Source organism: Bordetella sp. (genome assembly GCF_051960075.1).
In the GTDB taxonomy this organism is placed as follows: Bacteria; Pseudomonadota; Gammaproteobacteria; order Burkholderiales; family Burkholderiaceae_B; genus Bordetella.
Genome location: NZ_JBQCER010000015.1, coordinates 1 through 18,487 on the forward strand (window position 1 = coordinate 1; position 18,487 = coordinate 18,487).

Annotated in this window: 16 protein-coding genes; 3 read left to right on the forward strand and 13 right to left on the reverse strand. The window is 63.7% G+C overall.

Annotation, left to right across the window (positions count from 1 at the left end; translation table 11 throughout):
- Positions 1 to 319: 319 nt before the first annotated feature.
- Entirely contained in the window at positions 320 to 2,662 is a 2,343-nt protein-coding gene (locus tag ACTHJ1_RS01795; protein ID WP_440186816.1) for a DUF3772 domain-containing protein, read from the forward strand.
- A gap of 17 nt (positions 2,663 to 2,679) precedes the next feature.
- On the opposite strand, the gene ACTHJ1_RS01800 is transcribed toward ACTHJ1_RS01795, so the two are convergent.
- Positions 2,680 to 3,570, reverse strand: coding sequence for an EamA family transporter (locus tag ACTHJ1_RS01800; protein ID WP_440186818.1), 891 nt, complete (start codon positions 3,568 to 3,570; stop codon positions 2,680 to 2,682).
- Positions 3,571 to 3,774: 204 nt separating this feature from the next.
- Here ACTHJ1_RS01800 and ACTHJ1_RS01805 point away from each other — a divergent pair, with 204 nt between their 5' ends.
- A complete protein-coding gene (locus tag ACTHJ1_RS01805) occupies positions 3,775 to 4,065 on the forward strand; it encodes an antibiotic biosynthesis monooxygenase family protein (protein ID WP_440186820.1) in 291 nt (96 codons plus the stop codon).
- Between the two features lie 7 nt (positions 4,066 to 4,072).
- Here ACTHJ1_RS01805 and ACTHJ1_RS01810 read toward each other — a convergent pair whose 3' ends face one another.
- The 9 genes from ACTHJ1_RS01810 to ACTHJ1_RS01850 all read right to left on the reverse strand — a co-directional run bounded on the left by ACTHJ1_RS01810 (position 4,073) and on the right by ACTHJ1_RS01850 (position 14,672).
- Positions 4,073 to 4,726 carry a phosphoribosylanthranilate isomerase gene (locus tag ACTHJ1_RS01810; protein ID WP_440186822.1) on the reverse strand — a complete coding sequence of 218 codons (654 nt, stop codon included), beginning with the start codon at positions 4,724 to 4,726 and terminating at the stop codon, positions 4,073 to 4,075.
- 4 nt (positions 4,727 to 4,730) lie between these two features.
- Entirely contained in the window at positions 4,731 to 5,540 is an 810-nt protein-coding gene (truA, locus tag ACTHJ1_RS01815) for a tRNA pseudouridine(38-40) synthase TruA (protein ID WP_440186824.1), read from the reverse strand.
- 3 nt (positions 5,541 to 5,543) lie between these two features.
- On the reverse strand, positions 5,544 to 7,067 hold the full coding sequence (locus tag ACTHJ1_RS01820; RefSeq protein ID WP_440186826.1) for a type IV pilus assembly protein FimV: 1,524 nt from the start codon (positions 7,065 to 7,067) through the stop codon (positions 5,544 to 5,546).
- Positions 7,068 to 7,206: 139 nt separating this feature from the next.
- Entirely contained in the window at positions 7,207 to 8,337 is a 1,131-nt protein-coding gene (gene asd, locus ACTHJ1_RS01825; RefSeq protein ID WP_440186828.1) for an aspartate-semialdehyde dehydrogenase, read from the reverse strand.
- A gap of 196 nt (positions 8,338 to 8,533) precedes the next feature.
- Positions 8,534 to 9,613, reverse strand: coding sequence for a 3-isopropylmalate dehydrogenase (gene leuB, locus ACTHJ1_RS01830; RefSeq protein ID WP_440186830.1), 1,080 nt, complete (start codon positions 9,611 to 9,613; stop codon positions 8,534 to 8,536).
- A gap of 176 nt (positions 9,614 to 9,789) precedes the next feature.
- Entirely contained in the window at positions 9,790 to 10,446 is a 657-nt protein-coding gene (gene leuD, locus ACTHJ1_RS01835) for a 3-isopropylmalate dehydratase small subunit (protein WP_440186832.1), read from the reverse strand.
- A gap of 24 nt (positions 10,447 to 10,470) precedes the next feature.
- Positions 10,471 to 11,874 carry a 3-isopropylmalate dehydratase large subunit gene (gene leuC / locus ACTHJ1_RS01840; RefSeq protein ID WP_440186834.1) on the reverse strand — a complete coding sequence of 468 codons (1,404 nt, stop codon included), beginning with the start codon at positions 11,872 to 11,874 and terminating at the stop codon, positions 10,471 to 10,473.
- A gap of 250 nt (positions 11,875 to 12,124) precedes the next feature.
- A complete protein-coding gene (gene aroC / locus ACTHJ1_RS01845) occupies positions 12,125 to 13,189 on the reverse strand; it encodes a chorismate synthase (RefSeq protein WP_440186836.1) in 1,065 nt (354 codons plus the stop codon).
- Positions 13,190 to 13,199: 10 nt separating this feature from the next.
- The gene (locus tag ACTHJ1_RS01850; RefSeq protein ID WP_440186838.1) at positions 13,200 to 14,672 is read right to left on the reverse strand and encodes a protein adenylyltransferase SelO; all 1,473 of its coding nucleotides are present in this window, start codon (positions 14,670 to 14,672) and stop codon (positions 13,200 to 13,202) included.
- Between the two features lie 119 nt (positions 14,673 to 14,791).
- Here ACTHJ1_RS01850 and ACTHJ1_RS01855 point away from each other — a divergent pair, with 119 nt between their 5' ends.
- Positions 14,792 to 15,250, forward strand: a complete 459-nt coding sequence (locus ACTHJ1_RS01855; protein ID WP_440186840.1) for a CBS domain-containing protein — start codon at positions 14,792 to 14,794, stop codon at positions 15,248 to 15,250.
- A 24-nt stretch (positions 15,251 to 15,274) separates the two neighbouring features.
- Here ACTHJ1_RS01855 and ACTHJ1_RS01860 read toward each other — a convergent pair whose 3' ends face one another.
- From ACTHJ1_RS01860 to dusA, 3 genes are all read right to left on the reverse strand, one after another.
- Complete coding sequence (locus tag ACTHJ1_RS01860) at positions 15,275 to 15,952, reverse strand: YoaK family protein (RefSeq protein WP_440186842.1); 678 nt, start codon at positions 15,950 to 15,952, stop codon at positions 15,275 to 15,277.
- A gap of 43 nt (positions 15,953 to 15,995) precedes the next feature.
- Positions 15,996 to 17,522 (reverse strand): sensor domain-containing diguanylate cyclase, encoded by a 1,527-nt coding sequence (locus tag ACTHJ1_RS01865; RefSeq protein ID WP_440186844.1) that lies wholly within the window; start codon positions 17,520 to 17,522, stop codon positions 15,996 to 15,998.
- A 13-nt stretch (positions 17,523 to 17,535) separates the two neighbouring features.
- On the reverse strand, positions 17,536 to 18,487 hold a 952-nt coding region (dusA, locus tag ACTHJ1_RS01870; RefSeq protein ID WP_440186846.1), incomplete at its 5' end, for a tRNA dihydrouridine(20/20a) synthase DusA.

The window sequence follows — 18,487 nt, forward strand, 5'->3', positions numbered from 1 at the left end:
AACGAGATTATGAAGATGTTTTTTATGGCTGTCAAATCAACTCGCATCCAACAGCCCAACTACCTTCAACCTGACTTCCCGCTCCCCTCGTCGCCCAAAGCGCTTCGCGTTTCAAGCAACAAGCCTTGAACTATAGCACGAGTACTTGCTGATCGACAAATCGACAGACATCACGATAGATTTTGTCGCAAACACCCATGCCAGCGCTTGCTATGCTGCCGGCTCGCCAATCACGGACGCTTTCATGATTCCGCTCTTTCATCGCTCGGGGCGTCATTTACGCGCCGGGCTGCTAGCTTGCTTTCTGGCCTTGTCTGCCATGCACGGAGAGCTTGCGTGGGCGCAGCCCAACGTCAAACCCAGTGCAAACAGCAGCAGCGACACCCCCGCAGGAGTCGATGCACAGCTGACGCAGATGCGCGCCAGACTGGACGCCATACTCAAGGGGCTGGACAACCACCCTACCGACGAATCGCTGGACCGCTGGGGCAGCGAAGTTCAAAAGCTGCAAAACAAAGCCGACAGTCTGACGGGCACCCTGACGCCGAAACTGGCCGACATTACAGCCAGGCTGAACCAGTTGGGACCGGTGCCGACAGGCGCCAAAGAGCCTCCTGACGTCGCCGACCAGCGCAGACAACTGGTCAAGGCCAACAATGCAATCGATTCGCAGCTCAAACTGGCCAAGCTATTGACGGTGGAGGCCGGGCAACTGGTCGATCGCGTCTCGACAGAACGACGCAAGCAGTTTCAGGCCCAGATGGGCGAGCGCCACCGCACCTTCTTCTCGTCACGCTACCACCAGGAGCTGCGGCGCGACTTTCCCGCCGATCTGCTGCGCTTCGAGGAGCTGGGCAATGAGGTAATGGCCAGCGCAGGCCAAACGCCGGGCACGGTGTGGTTTCTGATCGCCGTCGGCATCGTGGCCGTGCTGGCCGCGAACTACGTCATACGGCATCTGCTGCTGCGTTTGACCGCAACCCGCGTGCCTTCGGGACGGCTGCGCCGTTCGGTGTTTGCCGTCGCGGTCGTGATCGTAGCGATCGTGACGCCGGGGTTGATCGCCAAGCTGCTGCACATGGGTGTGAACTGGAGCAATGCGCTGTCGGACAATACCGAGGCACTATTGAGTTCTCTGGTGGGCGTCGTGGGCTTGGCTGGTTATATAGGCGGCCTGGGCAACGTGCTGCTGTCGCCCAAGAGACCCTCATGGCGTCTGCTGGCGCTGCCCGATGAAGTCGCCACGGGCCTGCGCTGGCTGCCCGGCACGCTGGCAGTACAGGCCGTAATCGTCTGGCTGGTGCTGCAATTGCCTTCGGTACTGGACATCAGCGTCAACACGACGATCGCCATGACCAGCCTGGCGGCGCTCGCCCAGGGCATCACGCTGGCATGGAGCCTGATGTTGGGCGAAAGGCTGCGCCGCAAATCGCAGCGCGATCCCGAGACAGGCCAGGCCCTGCACCGGCCTTTCTGGATCGCGACGCTGAGCACGCTGAGCTGGCTGGCGCTGGTCGTAGGTATCGTAGCTGTCCTGATCGGGTACGCCACCCTGGGGACTTTCATCATTACGCAGGGACTGTGGCTGCTGATCGTGGTGACATCGGCCTACCTGCTATCGCTCTTGATCGACGACGGTTGCATGACGCTGCTGGCAGGCAGGAAGCCCGAGCACGCGACTCCTCAATTCCGCCTGCGTCAGCAGACCGCCGTGCTGCTCTCCGGCTTAGGCCGCGCGCTCGTGGTGCTGGTTGCGATCGTGCTTCTGATAAACCCTTTCGGCGGCGGTCCTAGCGAGATATTGCGCAGCGCGGAACAGCTCGGCAAGGGTCTGCAGATCGGCCAGGTGCTGATTCAGCCGAGCACCCTGGGACAGGGCCTGTTGGTCCTGCTGCTGGGACTGTTGTGCGTGCGCGTGCTAAAGCGCTGGCTGAGAGACACCTATCTGCCTTCCACGACGATGGATCCGGGCATGCGCACGTCGACCGCAACGCTGTTCTGCTACGCCGGCGTGCTTTTTGTGGCGGGTTTGACGCTCTCTTCGCTTGGGCTAGGGCTGGAGCGGGTGGCCTGGATTGCCAGCGCACTGTCGGTAGGCATTGGTTTCGGCCTGCAGGCGGTAGTGCAGAACTTCGTCTCCGGCCTCATTCTGCTGGCCGAGCGGCCGGTGAAGGTGGGAGATTGGGTGTCGCTGGGCACCGTGGAGGGCGACATTCAGCGCATCAATGTGCGCGCCACGGAAATCTTGATGCCGGATAAATCAACGGTGATCGTGCCGAACTCGGAATTCATCACCAAGACGCTGCGCAACGTGACGCACTCGCGCTCGATGGGACGGGTGCAGATCAGGTTGCCCATGCCGCTCAACACCGACGTTGACAAGGTGCGCGACCTGATCACGGCGGCCTTCGTCGAACAGGAGGAAATACTGGAAAGCCCCGCTGCGGCAGTTTACCTGGACGGCATCGAGAACGACCGGTTGATGTTCAACGCCATCGCTTATGTGGATTCGCCCCGGCTGGCCTATGTCGTACGCAGCCGCGTGTTGTATGAAGTGCTGAGTCGACTGACCCAGGCAGGACTGCAGATCTCGACTTCGTCGACCGTGGTGCTGCAAGGCGATGCCGGCCTGAAGCTTGCGGGGCCGCAGCAGCTGACTTAAGCAGACTTTGCGAACGGTCAGGCCGCCTTGGCCTTGAGCTGCAGCCGGCCGGCGTAGAGGTTGAGCGTCAGGCCAGCGATAACCAGAAACGCCGCAATCAGCTTCCAGCCGGCCAGATCCTCGGAAAGCAGCCAGGCCGACGACAGCATGCCGATAACGGGCACCAGCAGCGCCGAGGGCGTCACGGTGGCGGCAGGATGGCGCGCCAGCAGCCAGTTCCAGGCGCCGAAACCGAACAGAGTGTTGCCCACGGACTGCCACAGAACCGTGACCCAGCCATGCCAATTGGCATGGATCAGGGCCTGCGACACCCTGGCAGGACCCTCGACGCACAGACTCACCAGGATGAGGGGGGGTACGGCGTAGAGGCTGCTCCAGACCGTGAAGCTCAGCATGTCCACCCTGCCTGCGCCTCGCACCAGTGTGTTGGCGCAGCTCCAGAAAAAAGCGCCCAACAGCACGGTGAACAGACCGAATAGCGTAATGGTGCTGCTGGGATCGCGCATACCATGCCAACCCACGACACCCATGCCCAGCAAGGCCAGCAGCATGGCGCCAATCTGCAGCGCTTTCATGCGCTCGCCATTGAGAATGATGGCCAGCAGAATGGTGAAGAAAACCTGCGCCTGGACGACCAGCGACGCCAGACCTGGCGAAATGTCGTGCTGCATGGCCCAGAACAGCAGATCGAACTGGCCCACGCCCGTGAAAATGCCGGCGGCGGCCAGACGCTTCCAGGACACGGCCGGACGGCGCACGAAGAACACCCACGGCAAGGCCGAGAAGATAAAGCGCAACGCGGCGAACATGAAAGGCGGGAAATCGCCCAGCCCCCATTTGATGACGACGAAATTCGTGCCCCAGACCAAGACGACGCTCAGGGCCAGCAGCAAATGGGAAAACGGCATGATACGAGGCGGCGGCTGGCGCGAGAGCGCGGGCCTGACGGCAGATGACGGCGAAGCCGCCAGTTTATCGAAAAGCCGAACAACGCGACCGGGACACCTTGCATCGACGGCGGCCGGACAGATGCGCGATACTTGAGAGACCGACGCATCGGAACAGAGTTTTGTCCGTCCGACCGCGCCTACACCCATTCCAGGAGCTACTGCATGATCAATGAAATCGCTGTCATCGTCGTCAAGGAAGGCACCGGCCCGGCCTTTGAAGCGGCTGTCGCCAAGGCCAGGCCGCTGTTTCTGGGGGCCAAGGGCTGCCACGGTATGCAGCTATTCCGCAGCATCGAACGGCCGCTGGAATACACGCTGGTGGTCGATTGGGAAACGGTCGAGCACCACATGGTGGACTTCCGCGAATCGCAAGCCTTCAAACAATGGCGCGCCTTGATCGGCGATAGCGTGGCGCAGCCGCCGCAGGTACATCACGTACAGCAAGTGATTTAAGCGCGCTTCAAGCCTGGGTCTGGGCTTCGCGCACCTCGGCCACGAAAGCCCGCATGCGCTGCGCGGATTTGACGCCCGGTTCGATCTCGACGCCGCTGCTGACGTCCACGGCCCAGGGTCGCACAGCGCGCACGGCCTGCGCCACGTTTTCGGGCTTGAGCCCGCCCGAGAGGATCAGCGGGCGCGATGCGGAGCAGGCCTGAACGCCCGATAACAGGTGGTGGTCGAAAGCGAGGCCGCTACCGCCGTAGCCGGCGCTGTAGCTGTCGTACAACCAGCCGGCGGCGTCATCGTAGGTCATGCAATGCGCGGCGAGATCTTCGGGCGTATCGAGACCCGGCGCGCCGACGCGAAAGGCACGCAAATAGCGGCGGCCCGATCGCCGGCAGGCCTCGGGCGACTCGTCACCATGAAATTGCAGAAGGTCGGGCTGGACACGGTCGACCACCGCGCGGATGGCATCCGGCTGGGCGTTGACGAACAAGGCGACCACATCCACGAAAGCGGGCACGGCGCGGCGCAGTTGCGCTGCGCGTTCGACAGTAAGAAAGCGCTTGCTGCCTGGATGAAAGACCAAGCCGATGGCATCGACCCCCGCTTCGACGGCGTCGACAATATCGGCTTCGCGGGTCAGACCGCAGATCTTGATGCGGGTACGCATGGGGTCATCGGAGAGAAGTGAAAGGCCACAATAAAGAGGCGCCGCCGTCGAGCGCCGGCAACGCATAGCTTTCAGCGTACTCGATGGCGGAGAGATAGAGGCCATCGGCCATGAAGGTCGGCGCGCCGAGTCGGCGGTCGCGCGCCTGGAGCAGTTGCGCCATCCAGGCCACGGATTCGCGCCCCTGCCCTACCTGCAGCAAGGCGCCGACGAGATTGCGCACCATATGGTGCAGAAAGGCATTGGCCTTCAAGGTGAAAACCACGAAAGGGCCGCGCTCTTCGATGTCCAGCCTATACATAGTTCGTATAGGATGGCGCGCCTGACATTGCGCCGAACGGAAGCTGGAGAAGTCATGCTCGCCGAGCAAGTCTCCGGCCGACTGGCGCATGAGGTCAATATCGAGCGGCTGGAAACACCAGCCTGCGCGGCCGGCCCACAAAGCCGGCCTTACCCGCCCGCGCCAAAGCAGGTAGACGTAGGTGCGGGAGCGCGCCGAGAACCGGGCATGGAAATCGTCGGGCACGGACTGCGCCCACTGCACGGCAATGCTATCGGGCAGAAAAGCATTGACACCGCGAACCCAGGATTCGCCGCGCCGATCCAGCTCGGTATCCAGATGCACGATTTGCATGGCGGCATGCACACCGGTGTCGGTGCGGCCCGCGCAGACCGTGGTCAGCGGCACACCCGCGCCGGAGAATTTTCCGAGCGCTGCTTCGAACCTGTCTTGTACCGTCTGCCCGTGAGGCTGAGTCTGCCAGCCCTGCCAGGCCGAGCCGTCATAAGCCAGGCCCAAGGCAATGCGTGGCATGGATCAGGTCCGGCCGCCGCGCGGCGCTTCATCGTCTTTGCCCGAATGGTGATCGAGGTCGAGGTTGATGCCGCTGATCCGATGATCGACGTCCTGATCGCTGGTGGCATCGTCCATGGAATGCTCGGCGTACCCGTAGGAGTCGTCATCATCGTCGCTGTGACGGCCGGCGCGGCGCATCAGCAAAGCCACGATGAAAATGATGACCACCAGCACGGCGGTAACGACGATGAGCAGGTTGTCGGACAGCCAATCGGCCATGCCGCTCTTATTGACAACCTTCTTGGCAGTGTCCTTGGCTTCGTCCAGCGCGTTGGCGGTCGGGGAACTGGGGCCGGTGACGGGGCCATTGCTGCCCGTGGCTGCCGCGCTGGAGGCGCCGGCGCTATTGGACACCGCAGCGTTCGACGTATTCGAGCCTGTGGCGCTCGAGTCTGGAGCACTCGCCGCGCCGGACGGCGGTGCAGAGGTGCTCTGGCCATTTTGTTCGGCCTGACCATTGCCCGTCGCGCCTTGCTGCGTGGCGCCAGCCGCCTGGCCCAAAGCCTGGACGTTTGCCTGGAGTTCGCCGATGCGCTTGCTCGCGTCTTCCATGGCGTGCTGATTCGAAGTCTGGGCATCCGCTTTCGCATCGGTTTGCGAGGGCGCCGACAATCGCAGCTGATCCTGTGCGGAAGGCGGACTGACCTTGTTGGCAGCCGCTGCCGATTCGACCTTGCCACCGGCGCTGGTTTGATGATTGCTCGCAACCGGTGACGAGCTGCTTTGCGTGCCCGCGCCCAGCCGGCCGCGATAGCGCTGAAAGGCGGCGGCCTGCTCGTCGAAGATACGGCGTGCCTCGGCGGGATCGATAGCCCGCACCGTGGCCGCGTCGGGCAGCTTGAGCGTGGCACCGGTGCGCACCAGATTCATGTTGTTCTGGATGAACGCTTGCGGATTGGCGCGCCACAGGGCTACGAGCTCCTGGTAGATCGTAGCGTTGGCCACGGCATGGCTGGACGCGATGCCCCAGAGCGTTTGTCCGCGCGCAACCTTGATTTGCCCGATTGCGGCGCCTGCGGCAGCGCGCGTACCGCCTACCCCGGCTTGCTGAATGCCCGAGACGATATCGTCTGCAGGCACCAGAACCGTGACCTGCAGCTGGCGCTGCCCGGCGTTCGACTGCATGTCGAGCAGGACGTCGATGGCGTCGTGGCCGGGAGGCTGGCTGGAGGTTACGAGCACGTCGCGCTTTCCCTGCGTGCCGGTTTCGAGCGTGGCATGCATATCGGCCAGCGGCGTGGGCGGTTGCAGGCCCGCTCGCTGCCAGGCAGCCGCATCGGCCAGCGATATATGCAGATTGGCGGCTTCGTCGGGTGTTAGATCGATGAGCGGCACCAGCACTTGCAACGGCGCCCCACGCGCCGACACGACGCGGGCATGGCCCAGGCTGACGGCCTGCGCGGTGCCGATGGCAGTCAGGCCGAGCGCCGCGGCCAACGACCAGGCCAGGACGGTTTTACGGGACAGGCGGACAGAAGGACGCATAGCGCGTTGATACCCGATCATGAGCAGGCTTCCAAGTACCGGAAATGACTGGAAAGTGTAGACGCATCAGTGATGCGGCACAAATAAAAAAGGGGTACACCGTGTACCCCTTGATAAACGAGCCGACCGAGAGCGGCGATCAGGCTTCGGCCAACGCGATGCGCAGCATGCGGCGCAGGGGTTCGGCCGCTCCCCAGAGCAACTGGTCGCCCACGGTGAATGCGCCCAGATACTGCGAGCCCATGGAAAGCTTGCGCAGGCGCCCCACCGGGATGTCGAGCGTGCCGGTGACGGCAACCGGCGTGAGCGACTTGATGGTGTCTTCCTTGGTGTTGGGAACGACCTTGGCCCAGTTGGTGCCTTCGGCGATGAGCCCTTCGATCTCGTCGATGGGCACGTCGCGCTTGAGCTTGATGGTCAGCGCCTGGCTGTGGCAGCGCATGGCGCCGATGCGCACGCACAGTCCATCGATCGGCGTGGCAGGCGTGCCGAATGCTGCGCCGCGGCCGAGGATTTTGTTGGTTTCGGCCTCGCCCTTCCATTCTTCGCGCGACATGCCGTTGCCCAGATCCTTGTCGATCCAGGGGATGAGGTTGCCCGCCAGGGGGACGCCGAATTGTTCCTGCGGCAGACTGGCGTCTTTCTGCATGCCGAGCACACCACGGTCGATGTCGAGAATGGCGGATGCCGGGTCGTCCAGCAGCGGCTTGACCGCACCGTTGAGCAGACCGAACTGCGTGAGCAGTTCGCGCATGTGCTGGGCGCCGCCGCCGGAAGCGGCCTGGTAGGTCATGGAGGTCATCCATTCGACCAGGTCGTTGTTGAACAGACCCGCCAGGCCCATGAGCATGCAGCTGACGGTGCAGTTGCCGCCGATGAAGTTGCGCACGCCGCGCTTGAGCGCCGTATCGATCACCGGACGGTTGACCGGATCAAGCACGATGATGGCGTCGTCGGCCATGCGCAGCGTGCTGGCGGCATCGATCCACAGGCCGTTCCAGCCGGCGTTGCGCAGCTTGCCGTAGACCTGGGTGGTGTAGTCACCGCCCTGGGCGGTGACGACGAAGGGCCGTTTTTTGAGCGCTTCGATATCGTAGGCATTTTGCAGGGGACCGGCGCCCTCGGCCCAGGCCGGGGCTTTGCCGCCGGCGTTGCTGGTGGAGAAGAACACGGGTTCGAAGTGGGCGAAGTCGTTTTCTTCGCGCATGCGCTGCATGAGCACGGAACCGACCATGCCGCGCCAGCCAACCAGGCCTACTGCTTGCTTCATTGGGAAGAGCTCTTAGAAAAATGGGAAATAGGAACCCGTGCCACGCCTCAGGCTGGCGCCGACTGCCAGCAAGGCTCGCACCTTTTATGACGATTTGATTGTCCAGGGTTTTCCCGACTTTATCAGAAAGTCGGAGGCATTGCTGCACCGCACACCGGGATCGGAAAAATTTCCGCCCCGATGTTGCCGTTCATCCTCAGGCCAGCGCCTTGAGGACGGCATCGCCCATCTGCGAAGTAGACACTTTGGTGGTGCCCGCCTCGAAAATATCGGCAGTGCGCAGCCCCTGCGACAGCACCCTGCGCACAGCGGCTTCGATGCGGTCGGCCTGAGCGGCCTCGTTCAGCGAATAGCGCAGCAGCATGGCGGCCGAGAGGACGGTGGCCAGCGGGTTGGCAACGCCCTTGCCCGCGATGTCCGGCGCCGAGCCGTGGCTGGGCTCGTACAGGCCTTGCGACGACTCGTTCAGCGAAGCCGAAGGCAGCATGCCGATCGAGCCGGTAAGCATGGCGGCCTCGTCGGACAAGATATCGCCGAAGATGTTGCCTGTGACGATCACATCGAAATTCTTGGGCGCGCGCACCAGTTGCATGGCGGCGTTGTCCACGTACATGTGCGAGAGCTCGACGTCGGGATAGTCGCGCGCGACGTCGATGACAATGTCGCGCCAGAATTGCGAGGTCTCCAGGACGTTGGCCTTGTCGACGCTGCACAGCTTCTTGCCGCGCTTGCGGGCGGTCTCGAAACCGACGCGGGCAATGCGGCGCACCTCGGGCTCGGTATAGCGCATGGTGTCGTAGCCCTCCCGCTCGCCCTTGAAGGCGCCGTCGGGAGACTGGCGCGTGCCGCGCGGGGTGCCGAAGTAGATGTCGCCGGTGAGCTCGCGGATGATGAGAATGTCCAGGCCCGAGACGATTTCGGGTTTGAGCGAGGAGGCGTTGGCCAGTTCGGGGTAAAGGATGGCGGGGCGCAGGTTGGCGAAGAGGCCGAGGTTCTTGCGCAGGCCGAGGATGGCCTGCTCGGGACGGAATTCGCGCGGCAGCACGTCGTATTTCCAGTCGCCGACGGCGCCGAAGAGGATGGCGCGGGACTGCTTGGCCAGTTCGAGCGTGGCGGGCGGCAGCGGGTGTTCGAACTGGTCGAAGGCCGCTCCGCCTACCGGCGCTTGCTTGAGTTCGAGCGGCAGGTTCAGGGCCTGGAGGACGCGGACGGCTTGTTCGGTGATTTCGGGGCCGATGCCGTCGCCGGGGAGGACTGCGATTTGATGGGTGGTCATGGTTTGAAGGGTAGGCTCTATTGAGTTCTTGAGACGCCGAGGCAGCCCTGCGCAATTCCGATGCTCGCCCGGTGGGCTGCGGATGGCCGCCCCACGCTTCGGATTGCTCCGGGGTCCTCGGCTCAGGTCAACGGCACGCAGATCCAGTCAATGGCACCGGATCGATTCTATTGCAATCAGCGGCCGATCACGGGCTGGCCTTCCAGCCAGGGGTGACGTGCCAGGCGCTCGGCTTCGAAGGCGCGGATCTTGTCGGCGTGCTGCAGAGTCAGGCCGATGTCGTCCAGGCCGTTGACCAGGCAGTGCTTGCGGAAGGGCTCGATGTCGAAAGGCATGGCCTGGCCGCCGGGCGTACGCACGACTTGCTCGGGCAGGTCGACGGTGAGCTGGTAGCCGGGGAAGGCCTTGACCTCGTCGAACAGCTTGGCGACTTCGAATTCGGACAGGATGATGGGCAGCAGGCCGTTCTTGAAGCTGTTGTTGAAGAAGATGTCGGCGTAGGACGGCGCGATGATGGCGCGAAAGCCGTATTGCTCGAGGGCCCAGGGCGCATGCTCGCGGCTGGAGCCACAGCCGAAGTTCTTGCGCGCCAGCAGAATGGAAGCGCCCTGGTAGCGCTGCTGGTTGAGCACGAAGTCGGGGTTGAGCGGACGCTTGCTGTTGTCCATGCCCGGCTCGCCGTGGTCGAGGTAGCGCAACTCGTCGAACAAGTTGGGGCCGAAACCGGTGCGCTTGATCGACTTGAGAAACTGCTTGGGGATGATGAGGTCGGTGTCGACGTTCTCGCGGTCGAGCGGCGCCACCAGGCCTTGATGAGTGGTGAATGCTTGCATGATTCGTGATCCAGACGATGAGGGTTAGCGCAACGCGCGCACGTCGACGAAGTGACCGGCCACGGCGGCGGCGGCGGCCATGGCCGGGCTCATCAGATGCGTGCGGCCGCCCTGCCCCTGCCGGCCCTCGAAATTGCGGTTCGAGGTGGAGGCGCAGCGCTCGCCTGGTTCGAGGCGATCGGCGTTCATGGCCAGGCACATCGAGCAGCCCGGATCGCGCCACTGGAAGCCGGCGGCGATGAAGATCTTGTCCAGGCCTTCGCGTTCGGCCTGCTGCTTGACCAGGCCCGAGCCCGGCACAACCAGCGCTTCCTTGACGTGGGCGGCCACGCGGCGGCCGCGCGCCACCGAAGCGGCGGCGCGCAGGTCTTCGATGCGCGAGTTGGTGCAGGAGCCGATGAAGACGCGGTCGATGCGGATGTCGGTGAGCGGCGTGTTGGGCGTCAGACCCATGTACTGCAGGGCGCGCTCCATGCCGCTGCGGCGCACGTCGTCTTTTTCGCGCTCGGGATCGGGCACCCGTCCGTCCACGGGCAGAACCATTTCTGGCGAGGTGCCCCAGGTAACCTGCGGCTTGATCTGGCGCGCATCGACCTCGACCACGCGATCGAAGCTGGCGCCGGGGTCGCTGTGCAGCGTGCGCCAATAGGCTGCGGCCTGGTCCCACAGCACGCCGGTGGGCGCGAAGGGGCGATTCTTGAAGTAGTCGATGGTCTTGTCGTCGACAGCCACCATGCCCGAGCGCGCGCCCGCTTCGATGGCCATGTTGCAGACGGTCATGCGGCCTTCGACGGACAGCGCGCGGATGGTGCTGCCGGCGAACTCGATGGCATAACCCGTGCCGCCCGCGGTGCCGATGATGCCGATGATGTGCAGCACCACGTCCTTGGCGGTGCAGCCGAAGGGCAGTTCGCCTTCGACCTTGATGAGCATGCTCTTGTTTTTCTTCATGAGCAGCGTCTGCGTGGCCAGCACGTGCTCGACCTCGGACGTCCCGATGCCGAAGGCCAGCGTGGCCAGTGCGCCGTGAGTGCTGGTGTGCGAATCGCCGCAGACCACGGTCATGCCGGGCAGCGTGGCGCCCTGCTCGGGCCCGATGACGTGCACAATGCCCTGGCGCAGGTCGTTCATCTTGAATTCGGTGATGCCGAACTTGTCGCAGTTGCCGTCCAGGGTGTCGACCTGCAGCTTGGAAATGGGGTCGTCGATGCCACGGGCACGGTTGACGGTGGGCACGTTGTGGTCGGCCACGGCCAGATTGGCGCCAGTGCGCCAGGGCTTGCGGCTGGCTATAGCCAGGCCTTCGAACGCCTGCGGGCTGGTGACCTCGTGCAGCAGGTGACGGTCGATGTAGAGCAGGCAGGTGCCGTCGGATTCTTGATGAACGACGTGGGACTGCCAGAGTTTGTCGTACAGGGTCTGGGCCATGGAGCGCTCTTGTTTGAAGTCGCCACCGATATTTGAGTTCTTGCGCCGCCGAGGCTGCCCTGCGCAATTCCGATGCTCGCCGCTTGCGCGGCTGCGGATGGCCGCCCCGCGCTTCGGATTGCTCCGGGGTCCTCGGCTCCAGGCATGACTCAATCGAGGCTGGACTTGGTTGCTGAAGTATGTCTCCAGCCTATTATGCCCAGGCCATCAAGCTAGTACAACGGGACTTATTATCCTAGTACTGAGAGTGCTACCTTGCCCCGCATTGGCCGCGGTTGCGCAGCGCGTGGTCGATCAGGACCAGGGCCAGCAAGGCCTCGGCGATCGGGGTGGCTCGGATGCCTACGCAGGGGTCGTGGCGGCCCAGGGTCTGGACCATGACGGGCTCATTGGCGCGGTTGACCGAGTGGCGCTCGACGCGGATGCTGGAGGTGGGCTTGATGGCCAGCGAGACGGTGATGGGCTGGCCGTTGGAGATGCCGCCCAGCACACCGCCGTCGTGATTGCTGGAGAAGCCGTCAGGCGTGATTTCGTCGCCGTGCTCGGAACCGCGATGGGCAACGCTGGCGAAGCCGTCGCCGATGGCAACACCCTTGACCGCGTTCAGGCCCATCATGGCGTGGGCGATATCGGCGTCGAGCTTGTCGTAGAGCGGCTCGCCCCAGCCGGCCGGCACGGATTCGGCCACGACCTCGATGCGCGCGCCGACCGAATCGCCGTCGCGGCGCAATTGGTCCATATAGGATTCGAGCTCGGGCAAGATACCGGCGTTGGGCGCGAAGAAGGCATTTGCGCCTACCGCGTCCCAGGACTCGAACGGGATCTCGATGGGGCCGAGCTGGCTCATGTAGCCGCGCACCTTGACGCCGTATTCGCGGGCCAGCCATTTCTTGGCGATCGCGCCGGCTGCCACCGTGGGCGCTGTCAGGCGGGCCGAGGAGCGGCCGCCGCCGCGCGGATCGCGCACGCCGTATTTCTTCCAGTAGCTGTAATCAGCGTGACCAGGACGGAAGGTGTCCAGGAGGTTGTTGTAGTCCTTGCTGCGCTGATCGGTGTTGCGAATGAGCAGGCCGATAGGCGTGCCGGTGGTCACGCCCTCGAATACGCCGGAGAGGATCTCGACCTGGTCGGCCTCCTGGCGCTGGGTCACGTGCCGCGAGGTGCCGGGACGGCGTCGGTCCAGTTCGACTTGAATGTCCGCCGCCTCGAGCGGCATGCCCGGCGGGCAGCCGTCGACCACGCAGCCTATCGCCGGGCCGTGCGATTCGCCGAAGTTGGTGACGCAAAAGAGAGTGCCTAGGGTATTGCCGGACATGAAGAAGACCTCAAGAAGAGCAGCTCACTTCGATACCCGCTGCCCAGTCGGGCGGCAGATTAGCATAGCGCTCGAAGCCCGGCCGTTCGGCGCAGGGATCGGCCAGCAGCCTCAACAAGGTGTCGATTTCCGATGCATCGCCCTCCTTGGCCGCGCGGATGGCCAGTTCGGCGAGATGATTGCGCAGGACATAGAGCGGATTGACCCGGTCCATGGCCGCCGCCCGCTCGGCAGCGGCCCTGCCTTCGCTCGCGTGCCGCGCCTGCAGGCGCTGCAGCCACGCCTGCGCGGCGGGCCTGTCGACGAAAAGATCGAGAAAACCCTGCTGCGCGCCGCGCGCCGCGTCGGAAAGCCGACGAAAGCTCAAGGTGAAATCGGCGCGGTTGGCATGCATGAGGCGCAGCAGGTCGTCGACCAGGGCCTGGTCGTCCTCCTGCCACTGCGCGATGCCCAGCTTGGCTGCCATGCGCCTGCCGAACGCATCGGCGAACTCGGGCTCGTAACTGTCGAGCGCGCCGCGCAGCGCGTCGGTATCCGGTATGAGCGCATGCAGGGCGCCGGCCAGGCGATAGAGATTCCACAACCCCACCGAAGGCTGGCGGTTCCAGGCGTAGCGTCCCTGCGCATCGGTGTGGTTGCAGATATGGTCAGCCTGGAAGGCATCCATGAACCCGTAGGGGCCGTAGTCCAGCGTCAACCCCAGGATGGACATATTGTCGGTGTTCATGACGCCGTGGCAGAAACCCACCGTCTGCCAGTCGGCCATGAGCCGCGCCGTGCGAAGCGCGACGGCCTGCAGCAGGGACAGCAACGGGCCGTGCTCGCCCGGCGCATCGCGGCATTCCGGGTAGAACTTGTCGATGACGTAGTCCGCGAGAACGCGCAGCAGGTCCGGGCGATCGTTAAAGCCCCAGTGTTCGAACGAACCGAAACGCACGAAGCTGGGCGCCATGCGCGTGACCACGGCGGCGGTTTCCATGGTTTCGCGCACGACCGGTTCGTCGGACACGACCAGGGCCAGCGCGCGCGTGGTGGGAATGCCCAGGCCGTGCATGGCTTCGCCGGCCAGGTATTCGCGCACCGAGGAGCGCAGCACCGCCCGGCCGTCGCCCATGCGCGAGTAAGGCGTGCGGCCCGCGCCCTTGAGCTGCAGCTCCCAATTGCCCGCCGGGCCTTGCACCTCGCCCAGCAGGTGTGCCCTGCCGTCACCCAGCTGGCCGGCCCAGACACCGAATTGATGGCCGCTGTAGACGGCCGACAGCGCATCCCCGCCAGGCAGCGGCGCGCCGCCGGAGCACACCGCGAGGAACTGCGGCGTGGCCAGGACCGCAGGGTCCAGGCCGATCAGCCCGGCGGCGGCGGCATTGGCGTGCAGCAGCCGCGGTGCGTGCGGCGGACGCGGCGAGAGCCGCGTGTAGAAATCGGGCGGCAGGGCCGCAAAGGTGTTTTCCGTGGCCAGGTCGGCCAGACATGAGGCGTTCATGGCACCATTATCGCCCCTCGCGCAGCCCGGGATGCCGTCCCGATTTGGAAGAACCCGCCGGGCTGGCGCACAATAGCCGTATGGCCGGGTTCACAGAAAGCCCGGGGGGAGAAACGACCATGCTGAAAGTCACAGAAATCCTGCGCGTCAAGGGCAACACCCTGTATACCGGCACGCCCGACATGCCGGTATCGGAAGCCATTCGCACCATGAGCGAGCGCGACATCGGCTCGATGGTCATCATGGAAAGCGGAACGCTGGTCGGCATGCTCACCTTCCGCGAAATCATCCGCCTGCTGCACAGCCAGGGCGAGGTCGGCGACACCACCGTGCGCGCGATCATGGACGACGCGCCGGTGAGCGTTTCGCCCAACACCGACGCCGATGAACTGCGCCGCTTGATGCTGGAAAACCACGCCCGCTACATTCCCGTGATGGACGGTCCGGTCCTGATGGGCGTGATCTCTTTCTACGACGTGGCCCATGCCGTGGTGGCGGCGCAGGAATTCGAGAACAATATGCTCAAGGCCTACATCCGCGACTGGCCGACCGACAGCGAAGAGCAGTCACGAGCCTGAGACCGGCACTCGAATCGACCGGTTTCAGTCCGTCAAGGCCAGCGAGTACTGCCGGTACGCGCCGTAAACCAGGCCGCATACTCCCGTGAGCGCGGCCGGGATCAATATTGCATGCTCCTGCATGCGTCCGAACAGCAGGGCGCCGAAGGCGCTGCCCAGCATGAAGGTCGTGGCCACCACGATGCACACGCGCAGGCGCAGCATGTCCACCGGCAGGCCCCGCAGCAGGTGCCCGAGGTAAATGCCCAGGTCGGTAAAGATGCCGGTCACATGGGTGGTGCGAATCAATGCGCCGCTGTAGGCGCTGACCATGCCGTTCTGCAGTCCCATCGCGGCCGAGGCCAGGTACAGTCCGAGCGAATCGGACGCATCCAGGAACGGCACGGCGGAAAAAAGCAGCAGCGACTCCAGCACCAGGGCGATGCCGTACCGCCTGCCGAGCTTGAGGGTGCTTTGCTGGACGATCATGCCGCTGAGCATCGTGCCGAGCACGAATGCCGCGATGGCCAGCGCCCAGTGCAGGATCTCGCCGCCGTCCGCTGAGCCCAGCGCGATGCCCAGCAGGCTGGTATTGCCGGTCATATTGCTGATGGATTCGTGCCGAAAGCCGAGGTAGCCGACCGCATTGACCAGGCCGGCGATGAATGCCAGCACCCCGGTGCCGAACCACGCCCAGCGTGGCAGTTGGCGCAACCATGGCATGGGATTCAGTCCTCACAGTGGATATCAGCAAAAATCGATGATATCAAGCCTTGATCGTCCTGTTCGCGCCCGAGAATCGCCTGACGCAATTTCTGCCTGCCGCCTTGGCATCGTATAGGGCTTCGTCTGCCATGCCGATGATTATTTCCGGTGTTGCTCCGCTGCCCCGGACACAGGCGACGCCGATGCTAACCGTGACAACTCCGGCAGGACTGCCGGGATGCTCGATCCCAAGATTTTCGATGCTCACACGAACCAGTTCCGCGACGGCGAATGCCTGCATGTCGTCCGTCGCCTCCAGAATCGCGACGAACTCCTCTCCCCCGTATCGCGCAAAATGATCTGTAGATCTCTGCAAAACATTGCGCGCGGCCATGGTCGTTTTTTTCAAAACATCGTCGCCTGCCTGATGCCCATAGGTGTCGTTGTATGTCTTGAACTTGTCAAGATCGAAGAACAGCAAGGACACCGGCGAATCGGTACGCGATGAAAGAGCGCAAGCCTTCTGCAGCGATCGATCGAACGTGCCCCGATTGTCCAGCCCTGTCAAAGGATCCAGATGGGCCTGGCGATGCAGTTCCATCTCCGATGCCCGGCGCTGGCGCAATTCGCGCGAAAACAAAAAGGACGTGGGGAGAACGACGAGACTGAAAAGCAGCCCCAGAACACATATGAGAATCGACCGGCCCTTCCAATCCGCGAGTATGTCGCTCTCTGCCGGGGCGATATCAACAATGATGGGAAGGTCCTTGATCCGTCTAAAGACATGCAGGCGCGTTACGCTGTCGACACTGTTCGTTCCCCAGAAGGGCGAAGATTGCTTGCGCAGCAGTTTCTGGAAAATGGGATTCAGACGAAAATTACGTCCGACTATAGCCTGATTGTAGGGAGCCCTTGCCAGCAAGCTGCCATCAGTCATGACTATCGCCGCCGATCCCAAGCGCTTGAAATCAAGCCCTTCCAAAAGTGACCGGAAGTAGTCGACATTTATCGTTCCTATTACAACCCCGGCAAAGCTGCCATCATGAGCGCTGACTCGGCGGCTGATCGTGATTTCCGTCACGTCGGGAACTTGCCGGGAACGGCGTGGCGGCCCCATCCAGAAATCCAACCGAGGATCTTCCTTATGCACCAAGTATGCGCTTCGACTGGACGCATCGACTGACGCCTGCGCTTCGGCAGCCGAAGAATCAGCTACGACCGTGCCTTGCGCATCCAGCAACACAATGCCATCGAAATACCGCGCCTTCGCCGAGTTGTCGAAAAGAATCGCATTGCGCAAGTTTTCTGGCAAGGACATTATTGTGCTTTTTTGTGCGCCGTTTATCACCGCCTGCAATGACAGATTGTAGGAATTGAAAGTGCGTTCGAGGTCCCGCTCGATCGCCAATAGCAAGTTGCGGGAACTTTGCTCAGCAAGTTGAATAGCGTCGCTATACGACTGGTAGACAATCCAGCTGCAAAGAGCGACCACGCCCGCCCAAAGCACGATCCCGATTGCGATCACCCCACCCGGCGTAAGCATGCGTGCAACCAAGGAGGTCCGCAATTTTCCGGGCTCGTGATTCATCTGCTCCCTCACTTCATGCCGATCCAGCTTGCACGCCGGCCGGTTCAGGCTCGTCGCGCCGAGCCTGCAGGCTGCGCCAGGCCTCGTAGATCAGGCCGGGATCGTTGGCCGCCAGGCGCGCCGGGTCCGACAGCATGCGCCGCCAGCGGCGCGCGCCGGACAGTCCGGTAACCAGACCCAGCATGGGCCGCACCATGATGCGCAAAGGCACCCCCGCAGCCACCTGGCGGGCGGCATAGGCAGTCATGGCATCGACCACCTGCGCATCCGAAGGCAGGCGCACCGAAGGCCAGATCTGCAAGGACAGCTCGGACAGCACACGCGGGGTGTGCCAGGCGGCGCGGCCCAGCATCACGCCGTCCAGGTCTGCGCCGTGCTCCTGGGCCTGGAGCGCATCGGCCAGGCCGCCGTTGAGCACGATCACGCAGTCGGGGAAATCGCGCTTCAGACGCATGGCCGCATCGTAGCGCAGCGGCGGAATGTCGCGGTTTTCCTTGGGCGAAAGACCCTTGAGCACTGCGTTGCGGGCATGCACCACGAAAACACGGCAGCCCGCGTCGTAGACCTTGCCGACGAAATCGCGCACGTATCCGTAGGTTTCGTCGTAGTCCAGTCCCAGGCGGTGCTTGACCGTGACCGGGATGTCGACGGCGTCCTGCATGGCCTTGACGCAATCGGCCACCAGCTCGGGCTCGGCCATCAGGCAGGCGCCGAAAGCGCCCTTCTGCACCCGCTCGGACGGACAGCCGCAGTTCAGGTTGATCTCGTCGTAGCCCCATTGCCGGCCGAGCCTGGCCGATCTGGCCAGCGCGTCGGGCTCGCTGCCACCCAGCTGCAGGGCAACGGGGTGCTCGGCCTGATCGAAGTCCAGGTGGCGCGCGACATCGCCGTGCAGCAGCGCGCCGGTGGTGATCATTTCGGTATAGAGCCGCGCGCGCGGCGCCAGCAGCCGGTGGAAATAGCGG

Bases quoted from the DNA above. Each gene is read 5' to 3' on its own strand.
- ACTHJ1_RS01800 (WP_440186818.1), bottom strand. From the start codon at position 3,570: ATGCCGTTTTCCCATTTGCTGCTGGCCCTGAGCGTCGTCTTGGTCTGG.
- leuC (WP_440186834.1), bottom strand. From the start codon at position 11,874: ATGGCCCAGACCCTGTACGACAAACTCTGGCAGTCCCACGTCGTTCAT.
- ACTHJ1_RS01860 (WP_440186842.1), bottom strand. From the start codon at position 15,952: ATGCCATGGTTGCGCCAACTGCCACGCTGGGCGTGGTTCGGCACCGGG.
- ACTHJ1_RS01855 (WP_440186840.1), top strand. From the start codon at position 14,792: ATGCTGAAAGTCACAGAAATCCTGCGCGTCAAGGGCAACACCCTGTAT.
- ACTHJ1_RS01805 (WP_440186820.1), top strand. From the start codon at position 3,775: ATGATCAATGAAATCGCTGTCATCGTCGTCAAGGAAGGCACCGGCCCG.
- leuD (WP_440186832.1), bottom strand. From the start codon at position 10,446: ATGCAAGCATTCACCACTCATCAAGGCCTGGTGGCGCCGCTCGACCGC.
- ACTHJ1_RS01810 (WP_440186822.1), bottom strand. From the start codon at position 4,726: ATGCGTACCCGCATCAAGATCTGCGGTCTGACCCGCGAAGCCGATATT.
- leuB (WP_440186830.1), bottom strand. From the start codon at position 9,613: ATGACCACCCATCAAATCGCAGTCCTCCCCGGCGACGGCATCGGCCCC.
- ACTHJ1_RS01795 (WP_440186816.1), top strand. From the start codon at position 320: ATGCACGGAGAGCTTGCGTGGGCGCAGCCCAACGTCAAACCCAGTGCA.
- aroC (WP_440186836.1), bottom strand. From the start codon at position 13,189: ATGTCCGGCAATACCCTAGGCACTCTCTTTTGCGTCACCAACTTCGGC.
- asd (WP_440186828.1), bottom strand. From the start codon at position 8,337: ATGAAGCAAGCAGTAGGCCTGGTTGGCTGGCGCGGCATGGTCGGTTCC.
- ACTHJ1_RS01865 (WP_440186844.1), bottom strand. From the start codon at position 17,522: ATGAATCACGAGCCCGGAAAATTGCGGACCTCCTTGGTTGCACGCATG.
- truA (WP_440186824.1), bottom strand. From the start codon at position 5,540: ATGCCACGCATTGCCTTGGGCCTGGCTTATGACGGCTCGGCCTGGCAG.
- ACTHJ1_RS01820 (WP_440186826.1), bottom strand. From the start codon at position 7,067: ATGCGTCCTTCTGTCCGCCTGTCCCGTAAAACCGTCCTGGCCTGGTCG.
- ACTHJ1_RS01850 (WP_440186838.1), bottom strand. From the start codon at position 14,672: ATGAACGCCTCATGTCTGGCCGACCTGGCCACGGAAAACACCTTTGCG.